Here is a 15735-nt window from a genome sequence, read left to right as displayed (position 1 = left end):
AATTCAAAGAATCAGGATGGCGCGGTAATCGTTCACGTTGGTGCGCGTTGGGCCGGTCTGGACCAGGTCGCCGATGGCATCGAAGAAACCCCAGGCATCGTGCGCATCGAGTTGCTGGCGGGCGGAGACGCCGGCGGCCTCGGCGCGCTTGAGCGAATCGGGGCAGCACACGGCGCCGGCGTTGTCCTCGGAGCCGTCGATGCCGTCCGTATCGGCGGCGATCGCATGGATATTGTCCGCCCCGCCCAGCTCGATCACCAGCGACAGCAGGAACTCCGAGCAACGGCCGCCCCGGGCCCGCTCGGCACCGCTCGCGGGCAGCGTCACCGTGCATTCGCCACCGGAAATCAGCGCCACCGGCGCGGCGAACGGCGCATTGTACGCGCGAATCTCGCGCACCAGCGCGGCATAGACCCGCGCGACTTCCTGGGCTTCGCCGGTCACGGTGTCACCCAGCACCACGGGCTGGATGCCCTGTTTGCGGAACAGCGCGGCGGCGGCTTCCAGGCTGCCGTGCGCGGTGGCGATCATGTGATTCTCGACCCGGGTGAACAACGGATCACCCGGCTTGGGCGTCTCGTCGATCTCGCCCCGCGCGCCGCGTTCCAGGTGGGATTGCACCGGGGCCGGCACCTTCGCGCCGTAGCGTTGCAGGATGGCCAGCGCATCGGCATACGTACTCGGATCGGCCACGGTGGGGCCGGATGCAATCGCGCTGGGATCATCGCCGGCCACATCCGAGACGATCAGCGTGGTCACGGGCGCCTTGCTCGCCTGCGCCAGCCGGCCGCCCTGGATGCGCGACAGGTGCTTGCGCACGATATTCATTTCTGTGATCGGTGCGCCACATCGGAGCAGTTCGCGCGTGGTGGCCTTGAGGTCTGCCATGGCGATGCCTTCGGCCGGCAGCGACAGCAGGCTCGACCCGCCGCCAGACACCAGGACGATCAGCCGGTCTTCCGGCCCGAGCGCCTGCACGCGGGCGAGGATGTCCGCCGCGGCCTGTTCGCCGGCCTCGTCGGGCACGGGATGGCCGGCCTCGATCACGCGGATATGGTCGGTCGGCAGGCCGTGCGCGTAGCGGGTGACAACGATGCCGTCGAGCGTGGCGCGGCCCGCGTAGGCGCGCTCCACGGCCAGCGCCATCGATGCGGCGGCCTTCCCCGCCCCGACCACGAGCGTGCGGCCGCCGGCATGGGGCGGCGGCAGGTGGGCGGCGACGATCTCGAGCGGGTCAGCTGCGGCCACGGCGGCCCGGAAGCTCTCCAGCAGCAGCGTGCGGGGGTCGATATGGGAGGTCACGGTGTTGGTGGTGTTAGCGGTATTCACAGCGCCTCCGCAATCGCACGACCCAGGTCGGCCGTTCCGGCGGTGCCGCCAATATCCCGCGTCAGCGGCGCGTGGCCCGGCCCGGCGGCCAGCACCTTCTCGATGGCGGCCAGGACGGCGGCGCCCGCATCGGCATGGCCGAGGTGCTCCAGCATCATCGCGCCGCACCAGATCTGGCCGATCGGGTTGGCCACGCCGCGCCCGGCGATGTCCGGCGCCGAGCCGTGCACGGGCTCGAACAGGCTCGGATAGGTCTTGTCCGGGTTGATATTGCCCGACGGCGCCACGCCGATGGTGCCCGTGCAGGCCGGGCCGAGGTCGGACAGGATATCGCCGAACAGGTTGCTGGCCACGACCACATCGAACCAGTCCGGATGCTGCACGAAGTGCGCAGTCAGGATGTCGATGTGGTACTTGTCCACCTTCAGGCCCGGGTAATTGGCCGCCATGGCCTCCACGCGCTCGTCCCAGTACGGCATGGTGATGGAGATGCCGTTCGACTTGGTGGCCGAGGTCAGGTGCTGCTTGGGCCTTTTCTGGGCCAGCTCGAACGCGAATTTCAGGATGCGGTCCACGCCGACGCGGCTCATCACGGTCTCCTGGACCACGATTTCGCGCTCGGTGCCCGGGAACATGCGCCCGCCGATGCTCGAATACTCGCCCTCGGTGTTCTCGCGCACCACGTAGAAGTCGATATCGCCAGGCTGGCGGCCGGCCAGCGGGCTCTTGATGCCGGGCATCAGGCGCACCGGGCGCAGGTTCACGTACTGGTCGAACGAGCGGCGGAACTGGAGCAGCGAGCCCCACAGGGACACGTGGTCCGGGATTTTCTCGGGCCAGCCCACGGCGCCGAAGTAGATGGCGTCGTACTTGACCAGCGTGTCGAACCAGTCGTCCGGCAGCATCTTGCCGTGGCGGGCGTAGTAGTCGTAGCTGGAGAAGTCGAAGTGGTCCCACTGGAAGTCGATGCCGAAGCGGCGCGCGGCGGCGTCCATGGCACGGATGCCTTCGGGCATCACTTCCGTTCCGATTCCGTCTCCGGGAATGACAGCGATCTTGTATTGACTCATGGCTGGGAAGTGGCTGGGGCTGAACAGCAGGGGGGGCGCCCGGGCGCCGCGCTTGGCAGCGTCCCGCACGCGCGGGATAATGTCTGCATTCTATTGCAAAGCGGCAGCCCCTTGCCGCACCGGTGCCCCCATGTGCCAGCTGCTAGGCATGAACTGCGCCACGCCAACCGACGTGACGTTCTCCTTCACGGGCTTTGCCGCCCGTGGCGGCGTAACCGACCACCATGCCGATGGTTTCGGCGTGGCATTCTTCGAGGACAAGGCCTGCCGGCTGTTCATCGACAACCAGTCCGCCGGCACCTCGCCGGTGGCGGAGCTGATCAAGCGTTATCCGATCAAGTCGAAAAACGTCATTTCCCATATCCGCAAGGCGACGCAGGGCACGGTGCTGCTCGAGAACTGCCATCCGTTCATGCGCGAACTCTGGGGCCGGCACTGGATCTTCGCCCATAACGGCGACCTGAAGGGCTTCTCGCCGTTCCTGTCCGGCGTGTACCAGCCGGTGGGCGATACCGACAGCGAACTCGCGTTCTGCACGCTGATGCAGGGGCTGCGCAAGCGGTTCCCGGGCTCCCAGCCGCCGCTGAACGAGCTGGGCCACGCGCTGGCGGACATCACGCGCGACATCACGCTGCATGGCGTTTTCAACTTTCTACTATGCAATGGCCAGGCGCTGTTCGCGCACTGCTCGACGCATCTGTACTACATCGTGCGGCAGTGGCCGTTCTCGAAGGCGCATCTGATCGATGCCGACCTGTCGATCGATTTCGCCCAGGTGACCACACCCGACGACCGCGTGGCCGTGATCGCCACCGCGCCGCTGACCGACAACGAGACGTGGACGCGCTTCATGCCGGGCGAGCTGATCATGTTCGAACATGGCCTGCCGACGATGACGCTGACCGTGCCGATCCCGCCCGAGGTGCAGGCGAAGAACGCGGCCAATACGGCGTGTACTTGAGGCTTTAGGCTTTGGGGAGGGTAAAGCGGGAGGGATGCTGCGCCCCTCTCCCGACGGGAGAGGGGGTCCGACGACCTGCTACACCAATTAGTGCTGCAGGATCTTCGACAGGAACTGGCGGGCGCGCTCCGAGCGGGCGGCGATGTCGCCGAAGAACTCTTCCTTCGGGCAGTCCTCGACGATCTTGCCGGCGTCCATGAAGATCACGCGGTTGGCCACCTTGCGTGCGAAGCCCATTTCGTGGGTCACGCACATCATGGTCATGCCTTCCTGAGCCAGCTGCACCATCACGTCCAGCACCTCGTTGACCATTTCCGGGTCAAGCGCCGAGGTCGGCTCATCGAACAGCATGCAGATCGGGTCCATCGACAGTGCGCGGGCAATCGCCACGCGCTGCTGCTGGCCGCCGGACAGCTGACCGGGGAACTTGGCCGCCTGGTTCTTCAGGCCCACGCGCTCCAGGTACTTCAGGCCCTTGGCCATCGCCTCGTCCTTCGAGCGGCCGAGCACCTTCATCTGGGCGATGGTCAGGTTCTCGGTGATCGACAGGTGCGGGAACAGTTCGAAGTTCTGGAACACCATGCCCACGCGCGAGCGCAGCTTCGGCAGGTTGGTCTTGGCGTTACCCACCGAAGTACCGTCGACCAGGATATCGCCCTTCTGGAACGGCTCCAGCGCGTTCACGGTCTTGATCAGCGTGGACTTGCCCGAACCGGACGGGCCGCACACCACCACCACTTCGCCCTTGGCAACCTTGGTGGTGCAGTCCGTCAGCACCTGGAACGTGCCGTACCACTTGGAAACGTTATTAATTTCGATCATACAGCCACCTTTTTCTGATAACGCTTGACCAGCAGCGAAGCGGAGAAGCAGATAACGAAGTACACGAAGCCCGCGAACAGCAGCATTTCGACGATGCGCCCGTCGCGCTCGCCAATGCCGTAGGCCTGGCCGAAGAAGTCAGCCAGCGCGCTCACGTAGACCAGCGACGTATCCTGGAACAGGATGATGCCCTGCGTCAGCAGCAGCGGCACCATGTTGCGGAACGCCTGCGGCAGGATCACCAGCCGCATGGTCTGGCCGTAGGTCATGCCCAGCGCCTGCGCGGCGAACATCTGTCCGCGCGACACGCTCTGGATACCGGCCCGGATGATTTCGGAGTAGTACGCGGCCTCGAACAGCGCGAACGCGATGAGCGCCGAGGTCATCCGCAAATCGGCCGCGGGCGACAGGTTGAACACCTTCTGCAGCAGCTGCGGGATGATCAGGAAGAACCACAACAGCACCATCACCAGCGGGATGGAGCGGAAGATGGTCACGTACCCCTGCGCAAACCAGTTCAGCGCCTTGAAGGAAGACAGGCGCATCATCGCAAGGATGGTGCCCCAGACAATGCCCACCACCACCGCGGTCACGGTGATCTTGAGCGACACCGTCATGCCTTCCCACAGCACGTCCAGCGTTTCGTGGTTGATGGAACTAAAGTCGAATTCGTATGCCATGTGCGCCCCTTTACTTGCCGCCGATGAAGCCCGGCACCCGGGTCCGGCGTTCCACCCAGCGCATGATCAGCATGACCGTCAGATTGATCAGCATGTACATCACCGTGACCGCAATGAACGATTCATACGGACGCGCCGTGTAATCCACCAGCTGGCGGCCCTGCGCGGCGAGTTCCAGCAGGCCGATCGTGGACGCCACCGCCGAGTTCTTGAAGATGTTCAGGAATTCGGAGGTGAGCGGCGGCACGATGACACGGAAGGACATCGGCAACAGCACGAAGCGGTAAGTCTGCGCGAGCGTGAAGCCCATCGCCAGGCCGGCGTTGCGCTGGCCCGGCGGCAGCGAGTTGATACCCGAGCGCACCTGTTCGCAAACCCGGGCGGCGGTAAACGTGCCCAGGCAGAGCATGGCGGCCAGGAACTGCTGGGTGAACGGGTTCATCTGCTTGATCGCGTCGCCGAACGGCAGCAGCTCGGGAATCACGAAATACCAGATGAACAGCTGAACCAGCAGCGGAATGTTCCGGAAAATCTCGACATACGTCGCGGCAATACCCGACAGCAGCTTGTTCGGCACCGTGCGCAGCACGCCGAGCACCGAGCCGATGACGAGGGCGATGGCCCACGAGGTCAGGCCCAGCGCGATCGTCACCTTGAGACCGGAAATCATCCAGTCCAGGTACGTCTCGTTCTGCGCGGCCTGCTCGAGGAACACTCCCCAGTGAAAAATGTAATCCATAGTGCGTCCTTCAAAAAGAAACGGAAGGACTTCTCCTTCCGTTTCGCACTGCTCCGATCACAGGGATCAGTCGAGTGCCTTGTCGTTCGGGTTCTTGAAGAGCGCCTTCATGTCGTCGGACAGCGGGAAGTCCAGGTTCAGGCCCTTCGGCGGTACCGGTTGCATGAACCACTTGGTGTACATCGTGTTGATCGATCCGTCCTTCATCAGGCCGGCGATCACGGTGTCCGTCACCTTCTTGAACGGGGCATCATCCTTGCGGATCATGCAGCCGTACGACTCGCGCGACTGTGGCTTGCCCACGACGATCCAGTCGGCCGGGTTCTTCGCCTTGGCGCGTTCGCCGAAGAGCAGCGCGTCGTCCATCATGAACGCCACGGCACGGCCCGATTCCAGCGTCAGGAACGACTGGCCATGGTCCTTGGTGCTGATGATGTTGGCGCCCAGCTTCTGGTCGTCGTTCATCTTGCGCAGCAGGCGCTCGGACGTCGTGCCAGCGGTGGTGACCACATTCTTGCCCTTCAGGTCAGACCAGTCCTTGATGCCGCCATCCTTCTTCACCATGATGCGGGTGCCGATGATGAAGATGCTGTTCGAGAACGAGGCCTGCTTCTGGCGTTCCAGGTTATTGGTCGTGGAACCGCACTCGATGTCGATCGTGCCGTTCTGCAGCAGCGTGATCCGGTTCTGCGAGGTGATCGGGATTTCCTTGACCTGCAGGTTCGGCAGCTTCAGCTGGTCCTTCACGGCCTCCACGATCTTCATATTGATATCGTAGGAATAGCCCACCTGGCGCACGCCGCCAAGGTTGTAGTTGAACGGAATCGAGGAATCCCGCACACCCAGCGTAATGACACCCGTGTCCTTGATCTTCTGCAGCGTGCCCGTCAGCGGCTCTGCAGCCTGCGCGGTACCGCACAGAATACCCGCAGCAACCGCCAGGCTAGCCAGCTTGGCTACATTCATAACATCTCCTTGACCATGAAGAGAAAGGCGGGACTCTAGCAAAAAAACGCCCCACCGGCGAAACAGTATTGCTTAGCTCGTGACCCAAGACAACGGGTTTTTCCCCTAACTGGTGCCAGTTCAGGCATGGTTGCGCGGCATTGCGCCAAAATGCGACACAACTGCAATGATTCAGACAACAAAAAACGCGGCAGCCGGAAAACTCCGGCCGCCGCGTCCTTTCATGTCCGGGGAAAGGATGGATGCTGCGTCGCAACATCCATCCGCCCCTTTCATTGCCCGTTTCAATCAGGGATACAGGCCGCGCATCTCGCGCGCCTGCAGGATTCGCGTACAAGCAACGATAAACGCAGCCGTCCGCAGCGTGACCTTATTGTCCTGGGCCACCTGCCAGATCGCCCGGAAGGCCTCTTGCATGATTCGTACCAGGCGCTCGTTGATCTCCTCCTCGGTCCAGAAGAAGCTCGAGAAATCCTGCACCCATTCGAAGTAGGACACGGTCACGCCGCCGGCATTGGCGATGACGTCCGGGCAGACCAGGATGTTGCGCTCGCGCAGGATGTCGTCCGCCTGGGGCGTGGTCGGGCCGTTGGCGCCCTCGATCACCAGCTTGGCCGTAATCTTGGGCGCGTTGGCGGCCGTGATCTGGCCTTCCAGTGCGGCCGGGATCAGGATGTCGCACTCGACTTCCCAGAACCGCTCGGTGGTCAGCACTTCGCCCTGGAAGCCTTCGATCGTGCCGCTGTGCGACGCGTATTCCATCATCGCCGGCACATCGAGCCCGGCCGGGTTGTACAGCGTGGTGCGGTGGTCCTGCACGGCCACCACCTTGGCGCCAGCCTCGTGGAACAGCTTGGCCGCCACGGCGCCTACATTGCCGAAGCCCTGCACGGCCACGCGCGCGCCCTTGATGTCCATGCCGAGGTTGCGGGCGGCTTCCTTGCCGACCACGAACACGCCGCGGCCGGTCGCCTCGTGACGGCCCAGCGAGCCGCCCAGCGAGATCGGCTTGCCGGTCACCACGCCGGTGGCCGTGCTGCCCGAGTTCATCGAGTAGGTATCCATCATCCAGGCCATGACCTGGGCGTTGGTGTTCACGTCCGGCGCCGGAATGTCCTTGGTCGGGCCGATGATCAGGTTGATTTCACTGGTGTAGCGGCGCGTCAGGCGTTCCAGTTCGGCCGTGGAGAGCGTGCGCGGATCCACGCGGATGCCGCCCTTTGCACCACCATAGGGCACGTTGACGGCAGCGTTCTTGACCGACATCCACGCGGACAGGGCCATCACCTCGGACAGCGTCACGTCCTGGTGGAAACGCACGCCRCCCTTGCCCGGGCCGCGCGAGAGGTTGTGCTGCACGCGATAGCCCTCGTAGTGGGCGATGGTGCCGTTGTCCAGYTCGATGGGCACGTCCACGATCAGCGCGCGCTTGGGGCGCTTCAGCGTTTCCACCCAGCGGGCCAGCGAACCCAGGTAGGGCGTGACACGGTCAACCTGCTGGAGGTAGATGCCCCAGGGCCCGAGCGCGTCGGCGTTCAGGTACGAAGGCAGGATGTGGGAGGCGATGGACGGCTTGGACGGTGCTGCGGAAGACATCGTTGAGTTCCGAGTGAAGGTGACACGCAGAATATCGGCGCCTCCACATCGGAATCCAATGCCGTTTGCTCATCCCGCCCTGCAGCATTATGCAAGATGCGCATAACCTTGCGCCCGACCCCTCAGGCTTGCGTCGTCAACGCAGCCCAGACCTTGTCCACCAGCTGGCGCTTGCGCCGGCTCTGCCCGCTGCGGCGGTCGTTGCCGACATCGGTGGGCCGTTCGCGGTAGAGCCGGATCTCCATGTCGATGGACTGCGGCAGCCCGCGCGCGGCCTCGGCCCGCACCAGCCGGCCTGCGTGCACGTCGTCCCGCACCGCGCTCTCGGGCAGGAAAGCCATGCCGTGGCCGGCCAGCGCCATGACCTTGAGCGCCTCGGCCATATCGGTCTCGTAGCATTTGTCGAGCTTGAGGATGTCCGGCGACTCGGACAGCAGCATGTCCACCATCCGTCCCAGGAACGCATTGGGCGTGTAGCTGAGGAACGGCACCGGCTTCTTGTCGCTGCCGGGCAGCCGGAACACGGGCCGGCCAGTGCTGTCGGGCACGCTGTAGGGCGACAGCCGCTCGGTGCCGAGCACGAGCATGTCGTAGTGGGCCGGATCCAGCTGGATGGCCTGGCGCGGGTGGTGGTAGACCATGACGAGGTCGCAGCCGCCCTCCACCAGCATCAGCACGGCATCGTGGACGTTCAGCGCGCGCAGCCGGCAGGGCAGCGTGCCGACCTTGCGCTCCACGCCCTTGAGCCATTCCGGGAAGAAGGTCAGCGACAGCGTGTGCGGCACCGCGAATTCCAGCACCTGGGCGTTGGCCGAGCGCTGGCCGCGCATCAGCGCCCGGGTTTCGCTGACCTGGGCCAGCATGGCCAGCGCCTGCTCGTAGAACACCTTTCCGGCGTCGGTCAGAGTGGTCGGGTAGCTCGATCGGTCGATCAGTTCGATGCCCACCCACGCCTCGAGCGACTGGATACGCCGCGAGAACGCCGGTTGCGTGACATGCCGCAGCTCCGCCGAGCGCGAAAAGCTGTGCGTCTCGGCCAGGCTGACGAAGTCTTCAAGCCATTTGATTTCCATGGCGCGGATTATCGCTTGCCGGCCATCGGGCTGCACGATGAGCAAATCTATTCCAATTTCTTTAATATTTTTGGAACAGGATTACAATTGGAGCGAGATTTGGACGACAGATTGGATATTCTTGCTCAGGGGGGCCGACTAAGATGAATGGGATCCCATCCTGCCCCCGCAACCGCCATGCAGCCATCTGTCCTCCCTTCGTCCTTTTCCACGCTCGCCACCGGCATGGAAGCCACGCTCGCCCAGAGCGCGCGGATGGTGGCGGCGCACGTGGCGGCCAGCCTGCCGGACGCCGACACGCTGCTCGCCAGCCTGCCGCCGGGCGCGCTCGAAGGCAGTCCGGACCGCTATACGCGGCACCTGGTCCATGCCGATCCCTTCGAACGGTTCTCGGTCATGGTGCTGGTCTGGCGGCCGGGGCAGTTCAGCCCCGTCCACGGCCATCGCACCTGGTGCGCCTACCGCGTGCTGCGCGGCACGCTGGCCGAGCGCCACTACCGCTGGAACCCGGAGGACCGCACCGCATCTCAGGTCAACGCGGTCACCCGCGAGGCCGGCGACACTTTCAGCGTGCCGGCCGGCCTGCAGCACATCCACGCGCTGGGCAATGCCAGCGACGCCGTGGCGGTGTCGCTCCATATCTACGGCGTGGACCAGGACCGCATCGCCACCGGCGTGAACCTGCTGGTGGATACCATCGTCAGTTGAGGATTCATGGACCGCTATGACCGCCAGATCCTGGAGATCCTCCAGGAAGACGCCACCGTGCCCGTCGCCGATATCGGCGAGCAGGTCGGCCTCACGTCCACGCCGTGCTGGCGGCGGGTGCAGAAGCTCGAGGAATCGGGCGTGATCCGCAAGCGCGTGGCGCTGCTGGATGCCGGCAAGCTCAATGTGGGCGTGACCGTCTTCGTGTCGATCCGGACCAACCAGCACAACGTGAAATGGCTGAAGGCCTTCCACGGGCTGGTGGCGTCGATCCCCGAAGTGACCGAGTTCTACCGCATGGCCGGCGACACGGACTACCTGCTGCGCGTGGTGGTGCCCGATATCGCCGCCTACGACGCCGTGTACAAGAAGCTGATCCAGGGCGCGGAACTGGCCGATGTCAGCTCCAGCTTCGCGATGGAACAAATCAAGTACACGACGGCGCTACCGCTGGACTACGCCTGAGCGGCGCCTGCGGGGCGCATCAGCCCCGGTGCGCCCAGCCCGTCATGCGCTTTTCCAGTACCGCGAACAGCTCGTACATCCCCATCGCCATCACGGCGATGACGACCAGCCCCGCAAACGCCAGCGGCATCTTCATCGCCGAGCCGGCCGACACCAGCAGGTAGCCGATGCCCTCGTTCGCGGCGCTCATCTCGGACACCGTGGTGCCGACGAAGGCCAGCGTGATGGCCACCTTCAGCGAGGCGAAGAAGAACGGCATCGCGCGCGGCAGACCCACCTTGAGCAGCACGTCGCGCCGCTTGGCGCCGAGCACGCGCAGCACGTCCTCGAGTTCCGGCTCCAGCGTGGCCAGCCCGGTGGCGATGTTGACCATGATCGGGAAGAACGAGATCAGGAACGCCGTCAGGATGGCCGGCCCGGCGCCCAGCCCGAACCAGACCACGAGGATCGGCACGAAGGCGGCCTTGGGCAGCGCGTTGAAGGCGGTCATCAGCGGGTAGGTGGCCGCGTAGGCCAGCTTCGACGAGCCCATCAGCAGGCCCAGCACCACACCGACGCCAATCGCCAGCCCAAAACCAACCATCGTGGTCCAGAACGTGCGCCAGGCATGGCCGGCGATCACGCCGCTGTACTCGGTCAGCGAGGCGACGATGGCCGACGGGCTCGGCAGGATGAAATCGGAGATCTGGAAAGCGAGGCACGCGCCCTGCCAGACCATCAGGAAAGCCCCCAGCAGGAGCCACGGCGCCACGCGCTGCACGCGCTTTGCCTGGGTGGAAGTCATGGTTGCCATGGTGTGGATCGCTTCTTATTGCTGGCGGACGTGGCCGATCTTCTCGCGCAACTCGTGCACGCGTTCGGCGAACGGTTCGGAATAGGTGACGTCGAGCGCGCGCGGACGCGGCAGGTCGATCTCCTTGCGCAACAGGATGCGGCCCGGGCGGGCGCTCATCACGTAGACCGTGTCGGCCAGGAACACGGCCTCGCGCAGGTCGTGCGTGACGAGGATGACGTTGAAGCGCTGGGCCTGCCAGAGGTCGCGCAGCACGCACCAGAGTTCCTCGCGCGTGAAGGCGTCGAGCGCGCCGAACGGCTCGTCCAGCAGCAGCATGCGCGGCTGGTGGATCAGCGCGCGGCAGATCGACGCGCGCTGCTGCATCCCGCCGGACAGCTGCCACGGGAACTTGTCCTCGTAGCCCGCCAGGCCGACGGTCTTGAGCAGGTCGCGCGCCCGGGCCTCGTACTCCTTGCGCTTGGCGCGCATGGTGGAGCGGTACGGCTCGACGATCTCCAGCGGCAGCATCACGTTGTCGAGCGTGGTACGCCACGGCAGCAGCGTCGGCGCCTGGAAGGCCATGCCGACCTGCTTGAGCGGGCCGTTCACCTTCTCGCCCGCGATGCTGACCACGCCGCGCGTGGCCGGCCGCAGCCCGGTGGCCAGCTTCATGAAGGTGGACTTGCCGCAGCCGGACGGCCCGACGATGGCGATGAACTCGCCCTGCGCCGCCTGCAGCGAGATGTCCTCCACGGCAAACTCGCCACGCCGGGCCAGGTCGTCGTCATAGGCGAGCCAGACACGATTGAAATCGACGAACGGCTTCGGGGAAGCCAGGGTGGCCTCCGTGACCCCGCTGGCCGCCCCACCCGAGGCGGGGGACAGGCTTTCTCGCGCCATCATCATCGCAGGACGTCCAGTTCGGCGGCAGAAGGCAGGTAGGCGTCGGTCCAGAGCGTGTCCGGGTTGATCCGGCCCTTGGTGCCGAAGGCATCGGCCACCTGCGACGCCATCAGCGAGAGGCGCGGCTTGCTCACGCGGCCGAAGCCCTCGGCCTTGGCATCGGGCGACTTCACCACGCTGTCCAGCGCCAGCTTCAGGCGGCGCACTTCCAGCTTCTCGTCGATGATGCCGTCACGGGCCTTCACGGCCTTGATGCCTTCCTCGGGATGCGCGATCACGTCGCGCGCGGACTTGGAGAACGCGCGCAGGAACGCCTTGACCGTCTCCGGGTTGCTCTTCAGGAACTGCTCGGAGGCGATGATGGCGTTGCCGTACAGCTTCACGCCGAACTGCGGGTACGGCAGGACGACGATGTCCTCATCCTTCACACCACGCGCGTTCAGGTTCAGGATCGACGTGAACGAGAAGCCGGTGATGGCGTCCAGGTCGCCGCGCGTGAGCATGGTCTCGCGCAGCGTGGGGTCCATCGCCTGCCAGTTGAACGACTGTGCCTGGAGGCCATTGGCCTTGGCGAAGATCGGGAAGGCGCGGCGGCCGGCATCGAACACCGGGGCGCCGAGCTTCTTGCCGGCCAGGTCCTTGGGCGCGCGGATGCCGGACTTCTTCAGCGCCAGCACGGCGGCCGGCGTGTTGTTGTAGACCATCATCACGGCCACCGGCTTGTTCTTGGCGTCCGGGTTATTGCCGTAGAACTCCATCACCGAGGCCAGGTCGGCGAAGCCCATGTCGTAGGTGCCGGAGGCCACGCGGTTGACCACGTTGCCCGAGCCGTTGCCAGCGTCGATGGACACGTCGAGCTTCTCCGCCTTGTAGTAGCCCTTCTGCTCGCCCAGCAGGAACAGCGCGGACGGGCCCTCGAAACGCCAGTCGAGCTGGAAGCGGACCTTGGTGGCGGCTTGCGCCTGAGCGGTGCCTGCACAGAGTGTCGACAGCACCATGGTGGTGCCCAATGCGGTACACAGCTTCAGCAGATGACGGCGCGCGGCGAATTGCGGCATGAACCTTCTCCAGTTGTTGATCTCTCCTGGGAAGGCTTTTCGCAAGGCGCGTGCCAGCTTTTCACATGGGTGTCATGCCCCGATCCGGGGCACGCGCGCCGTGCATTGACGAACCATGATTGTGCGCGGCGCTCTGTGGGACGGGGTTGCCGACAGCGATTGTCGACAATCCCAAGCCAATCTCAGGCGTCCTGCGTGGCGTCGCCGACGTCGATGGCGAGCACGTCGGACGGCGACGCCGCCTCCACCGCCCCCTCCGCCGCGCTGCGCGCCTGAATCAGCCACATCTCCGCGTAGCGGCCGTTGGCGCGCATCAGCTCGGCATGCGTGCCGCGCTCGACGATGCGGCCGTGATCCATCACCAGGATCTGGTCGGCGTGGACCACGGTGGAGAGCCGGTGGGCGATCAGCAGCGTGGTGCGGTTTTGCGCCAGCCGCATCAGTTCGGCCTGGATGGCCTGCTCGGTGCGCGAATCAAGCGCCGAGGTGGCTTCGTCGAACACCAGGATCGGCGGATTCTTGAGCAGCGTGCGGGCGATGGCCACGCGCTGTTTCTCGCCGCCGGACAGCTTCAGGCCCCGCTCGCCCACCGGGGTGTCGTAGCCCTGCGGCAGTTCGCGGATGAAGGTGTCGATCTGGGCCGCGCGCGCGGCTTCGATGACCTCGTCGCGCGTGGCCTCCGGCCGGCCGTAGGCGATGTTGTAGTAGATGCTGTCGTTGAACAGCACGGTGTCCTGCGGCACGATGCCGATCGACGCCCGCAGGCTCGACTGGCGCACGTTGCGGATGTCCTGGCCATCGACCTCGATCCCGCCGCGGGACACGTCGTAGAAGCGGAACAGCAGCCGCGCCAGCGTGGACTTGCCCGAGCCGCTGTGGCCGACCACGGCGGTGGTCGTCCCGGCGGCGATGGTGAAATCGACGTCGTCCAGGATCACCCGGTTGCTCTCGTAGCCGAATCCCACATGGCGGAAGCGCACCTCGGCGCCGCGCACCTGGAGCGGGAGCGCCCCGGGCGTGTCGGCCACCTCCTGGTTCGTGCCGAGCAGGACGAACATGCGGTCCATGTCGGTCGTCGACTGCTTGATCTCGCGGTAGATCACGCCGAGGAAGTTCAGCGGGATATAGAGCTGGATCATCAGCGTGTTCACCAGCACGAGGTCGCCCAGCGTCAGCGTGCCGGCCGCCACGCCCACCGTGGCGCGCCACAGGATCAGGATCAGCCCCAGGGCGATGATGGTCTGCTGGCCGAAGTTCAGGAACGACAGCGAGTTCTGCGAGCGGATCGCGGCGGTGCGGTAGGTGCGCAGGTTCTCGTCGTAGCGGTGGGCCTCGTATTCCTCGTTGCCGAAGTACTTCACGGTCTCGAAGTTCAGCAGCGAGTCGATCGCCTTCTGGTTGGCGCGCGAGTCCAGCTCGTTCATCTTGCGCCGGAAGTGCGTGCGCCACTCGGTCACGACGATGGTGAACACGATGTAGCCGACCAGCGCGCAGGTGGTGATCGCCGCGAACCAGATGTCGTAGCGGACCACGAAGAAGCCGATCACCAGCGACATCTCCACCAGCGTGGGCAGGATGCTGTACAGCGAGTACGAGATCAGGGACTGGATGCCGCGCGTGCCGCGCTCGATGTCGCGGCTCATGCCGCCGGTCTGCCGGTCCAGGTGGAAGCGCAGCGACAGCGCGTGCAGATGGCGGAAGACCTGCAGCGCGATCTCGCGCACCGCGCTCTGCGTCACCTTCGAAAAGAGGATCTCCCGCAACTCGGTGAACAGCGTGCCCGAGAGCCGCAGCACCCCGTAGGCGACGATCAGGCCGACCGGCACCACGAGCAGCGCGGCGGTATCGCCGGGGGCGATGTTCATGCTGTCGATCAGCTTCTTCATCAGCACCGGCACGCCGAGGTTGGCCACCTTGGCCGCCACCAGGCAGGTCAGCGCCAGCATCACGCGCCACTTGTAGTGCCAGACGTAGGGCAGCAGGTTACGGACGGTCTGCCAGTCGCTGCGGGGCTTGCCGCCGGCGGGGAACAGCGATTTGGCCGATTCGGGGGGGGAATCGGCGGACGTGGAGTAGCGGCGCATACGTTAGAATTCTTGCCAATGYCGCGATTGTCGCAGAGATCGCACATCCCGGCAGGCCATGACATTCCCCCGCACCCCGCCTTACCTTCCTGCCGATATGAACCATCCTGCCCCGCTCTCCGAACTGCCCGCCGGCAAGAACCCCGCCCTCCGCGTGGTGCCGATGCCCGCCGACGCCAATGTGCATGGCGATGTGTTCGGCGGCTGGATCATGTCCCAGGTGGACATCGCCGGTTCGATCCCGGCGGTGGAGCGCGCCCAGGGCCGCGTCGCCACGGTGGCCGTGAACTCGTTCCTGTTCAAGCACCCGGTGATGGTGGGCGATCTGGTGAGCTTCTATGCCGATATCGTCAAGACCGGCCGGACCTCGATCACCGTGTCGGTGGAGGTCTACGCGCAACGCATGCGCCACAGCCACGAATGCGTGAAGGTGACGGAGGCCACGCTGACCTACGTGGCCACCGACGATACGCGGCAGCCGAGAACCCTCCCGACCGCCTGAAGCG

At 65.2% G+C, this 15735-nt stretch carries 16 protein-coding genes; 4 read left to right on the top strand and 12 right to left on the bottom strand.

Going from position 1 to position 15735, the window contains the following annotated elements; all coding sequences use genetic code 11:
- Window positions 1–3: 3 nt before the first annotated feature.
- Together AC1DEL_RS12530 and AC1DEL_RS12525 are read right to left on the bottom strand one after the other, a co-directional pair.
- Window positions 4–1302 (bottom strand): glycerate kinase type-2 family protein, encoded by a 1299-nt coding sequence (locus AC1DEL_RS12530; RefSeq protein ID WP_441644854.1) that lies wholly within the window; start codon window positions 1300–1302, stop codon window positions 4–6.
- 23 nt (window positions 1303–1325) lie between these two features.
- The gene (locus AC1DEL_RS12525; RefSeq protein ID WP_092291873.1) at window positions 1326–2399 is read right to left on the bottom strand and encodes a tartrate dehydrogenase; all 1074 of its coding nucleotides are present in this window, start codon (window positions 2397–2399) and stop codon (window positions 1326–1328) included.
- A 130-nt stretch (window positions 2400–2529) separates the two neighbouring features.
- Between AC1DEL_RS12525 and AC1DEL_RS12520 the strand changes: the two genes are divergently transcribed.
- Complete coding sequence (locus tag AC1DEL_RS12520) at window positions 2530–3360, top strand: class II glutamine amidotransferase (protein WP_092291871.1); 831 nt, start codon at window positions 2530–2532, stop codon at window positions 3358–3360.
- Between the two features lie 87 nt (window positions 3361–3447).
- Here AC1DEL_RS12520 and AC1DEL_RS12515 read toward each other — a convergent pair whose 3' ends face one another.
- The 6 genes from AC1DEL_RS12515 to AC1DEL_RS12490 all read right to left on the bottom strand — a co-directional run bounded on the left by AC1DEL_RS12515 (window position 3448) and on the right by AC1DEL_RS12490 (window position 9236).
- On the bottom strand, window positions 3448–4182 hold the full coding sequence (locus AC1DEL_RS12515) for an amino acid ABC transporter ATP-binding protein (RefSeq protein ID WP_092291869.1): 735 nt from the start codon (window positions 4180–4182) through the stop codon (window positions 3448–3450).
- Complete coding sequence (gene gltK, locus AC1DEL_RS12510; protein WP_092291867.1) at window positions 4179–4862, bottom strand: glutamate/aspartate ABC transporter permease GltK; 684 nt, start codon at window positions 4860–4862, stop codon at window positions 4179–4181. Before gltK ends, AC1DEL_RS12515 begins: the two co-directional genes overlap by 4 nt.
- 10 nt (window positions 4863–4872) lie before the next feature.
- A complete protein-coding gene (locus tag AC1DEL_RS12505) occupies window positions 4873–5601 on the bottom strand; it encodes an amino acid ABC transporter permease (RefSeq protein ID WP_092291865.1) in 729 nt (242 codons plus the stop codon).
- 66 nt (window positions 5602–5667) lie between these two features.
- The gene (locus tag AC1DEL_RS12500; protein WP_092291863.1) at window positions 5668–6567 is read right to left on the bottom strand and encodes a glutamate/aspartate ABC transporter substrate-binding protein; all 900 of its coding nucleotides are present in this window, start codon (window positions 6565–6567) and stop codon (window positions 5668–5670) included.
- Between the two features lie 288 nt (window positions 6568–6855).
- Window positions 6856–8163, bottom strand: coding sequence for a Glu/Leu/Phe/Val family dehydrogenase (locus AC1DEL_RS12495; RefSeq protein ID WP_092291861.1), 1308 nt, complete (start codon window positions 8161–8163; stop codon window positions 6856–6858).
- 122 nt (window positions 8164–8285) lie between these two features.
- On the bottom strand, window positions 8286–9236 hold the full coding sequence (locus tag AC1DEL_RS12490) for a LysR family transcriptional regulator (protein WP_477125808.1): 951 nt from the start codon (window positions 9234–9236) through the stop codon (window positions 8286–8288).
- Window positions 9237–9413: 177 nt separating this feature from the next.
- On the opposite strand from AC1DEL_RS12490, the gene AC1DEL_RS12485 reads away from it, so the two are divergent.
- Together AC1DEL_RS12485 and AC1DEL_RS12480 are read left to right on the top strand one after the other, a co-directional pair.
- Window positions 9414–9944 carry a cysteine dioxygenase family protein gene (locus AC1DEL_RS12485; RefSeq protein WP_477125807.1) on the top strand — a complete coding sequence of 177 codons (531 nt, stop codon included), beginning with the start codon at window positions 9414–9416 and terminating at the stop codon, window positions 9942–9944.
- 6 nt (window positions 9945–9950) lie between these two features.
- Window positions 9951–10409 (top strand): Lrp/AsnC family transcriptional regulator, encoded by a 459-nt coding sequence (locus AC1DEL_RS12480; protein WP_092291859.1) that lies wholly within the window; start codon window positions 9951–9953, stop codon window positions 10407–10409.
- A gap of 19 nt (window positions 10410–10428) precedes the next feature.
- Here the strand turns inward: AC1DEL_RS12480 and AC1DEL_RS12475 are convergent, their stop codons facing one another.
- The 4 genes from AC1DEL_RS12475 to AC1DEL_RS12460 form a co-directional block, all read right to left on the bottom strand.
- On the bottom strand, window positions 10429–11202 hold the full coding sequence (locus tag AC1DEL_RS12475; protein ID WP_092291857.1) for an ABC transporter permease: 774 nt from the start codon (window positions 11200–11202) through the stop codon (window positions 10429–10431).
- A 15-nt stretch (window positions 11203–11217) separates the two neighbouring features.
- Entirely contained in the window at window positions 11218–12087 is an 870-nt protein-coding gene (locus tag AC1DEL_RS12470) for an ABC transporter ATP-binding protein (protein WP_477125844.1), read from the bottom strand.
- Window positions 12087–13145: an ABC transporter substrate-binding protein gene (locus AC1DEL_RS12465; RefSeq protein ID WP_092291853.1), complete on the bottom strand. Its 1059-nt coding sequence runs from the start codon at window positions 13143–13145 to the stop codon at window positions 12087–12089. Before AC1DEL_RS12465 ends, AC1DEL_RS12470 begins: the two co-directional genes overlap by 1 nt.
- A gap of 182 nt (window positions 13146–13327) precedes the next feature.
- On the bottom strand, window positions 13328–15229 hold the full coding sequence (locus AC1DEL_RS12460; protein WP_092291851.1) for an ABCB family ABC transporter ATP-binding protein/permease: 1902 nt from the start codon (window positions 15227–15229) through the stop codon (window positions 13328–13330).
- Window positions 15230–15326: 97 nt separating this feature from the next.
- On the opposite strand from AC1DEL_RS12460, the gene AC1DEL_RS12455 reads away from it, so the two are divergent.
- Entirely contained in the window at window positions 15327–15731 is a 405-nt protein-coding gene (locus AC1DEL_RS12455) for an acyl-CoA thioesterase (protein ID WP_092291849.1), read from the top strand.
- Window positions 15732–15735 lie beyond the last annotated feature (4 nt).

The sequence above is a fragment of the Cupriavidus sp. 10L43_2 genome (genome assembly GCF_056395265.1).
The sequence above is the reverse complement of the archived record's forward strand: the minus strand, read 5'-3'. Positions and strand labels throughout refer to the sequence as shown.

Coding starts and splice junctions, on each gene's coding strand:
- AC1DEL_RS12485 (WP_477125807.1), top strand. CDS start 9,414: ATGCAGCCATCTGTCCTCCCTTCGTCCTTTTCCACGCTCGCCACCGGC.
- AC1DEL_RS12490 (WP_477125808.1), bottom strand. CDS start 9,236: ATGGAAATCAAATGGCTTGAAGACTTCGTCAGCCTGGCCGAGACGCAC.
- AC1DEL_RS12455 (WP_092291849.1), top strand. CDS start 15,327: ATGAACCATCCTGCCCCGCTCTCCGAACTGCCCGCCGGCAAGAACCCC.
- AC1DEL_RS12475 (WP_092291857.1), bottom strand. CDS start 11,202: ATGGCAACCATGACTTCCACCCAGGCAAAGCGCGTGCAGCGCGTGGCG.
- AC1DEL_RS12520 (WP_092291871.1), top strand. CDS start 2,530: ATGTGCCAGCTGCTAGGCATGAACTGCGCCACGCCAACCGACGTGACG.
- AC1DEL_RS12500 (WP_092291863.1), bottom strand. CDS start 6,567: ATGAATGTAGCCAAGCTGGCTAGCCTGGCGGTTGCTGCGGGTATTCTG.
- AC1DEL_RS12470 (WP_477125844.1), bottom strand. CDS start 12,087: ATGATGGCGCGAGAAAGCCTGTCCCCCGCCTCGGGTGGGGCGGCCAGC.
- AC1DEL_RS12460 (WP_092291851.1), bottom strand. CDS start 15,229: ATGCGCCGCTACTCCACGTCCGCCGATTCCCCCCCCGAATCGGCCAAA.
- AC1DEL_RS12505 (WP_092291865.1), bottom strand. CDS start 5,601: ATGGATTACATTTTTCACTGGGGAGTGTTCCTCGAGCAGGCCGCGCAG.
- AC1DEL_RS12480 (WP_092291859.1), top strand. CDS start 9,951: ATGGACCGCTATGACCGCCAGATCCTGGAGATCCTCCAGGAAGACGCC.
- AC1DEL_RS12525 (WP_092291873.1), bottom strand. CDS start 2,399: ATGAGTCAATACAAGATCGCTGTCATTCCCGGAGACGGAATCGGAACG.
- gltK (WP_092291867.1), bottom strand. CDS start 4,862: ATGGCATACGAATTCGACTTTAGTTCCATCAACCACGAAACGCTGGAC.
- AC1DEL_RS12515 (WP_092291869.1), bottom strand. CDS start 4,182: ATGATCGAAATTAATAACGTTTCCAAGTGGTACGGCACGTTCCAGGTG.
- AC1DEL_RS12465 (WP_092291853.1), bottom strand. CDS start 13,145: ATGCCGCAATTCGCCGCGCGCCGTCATCTGCTGAAGCTGTGTACCGCA.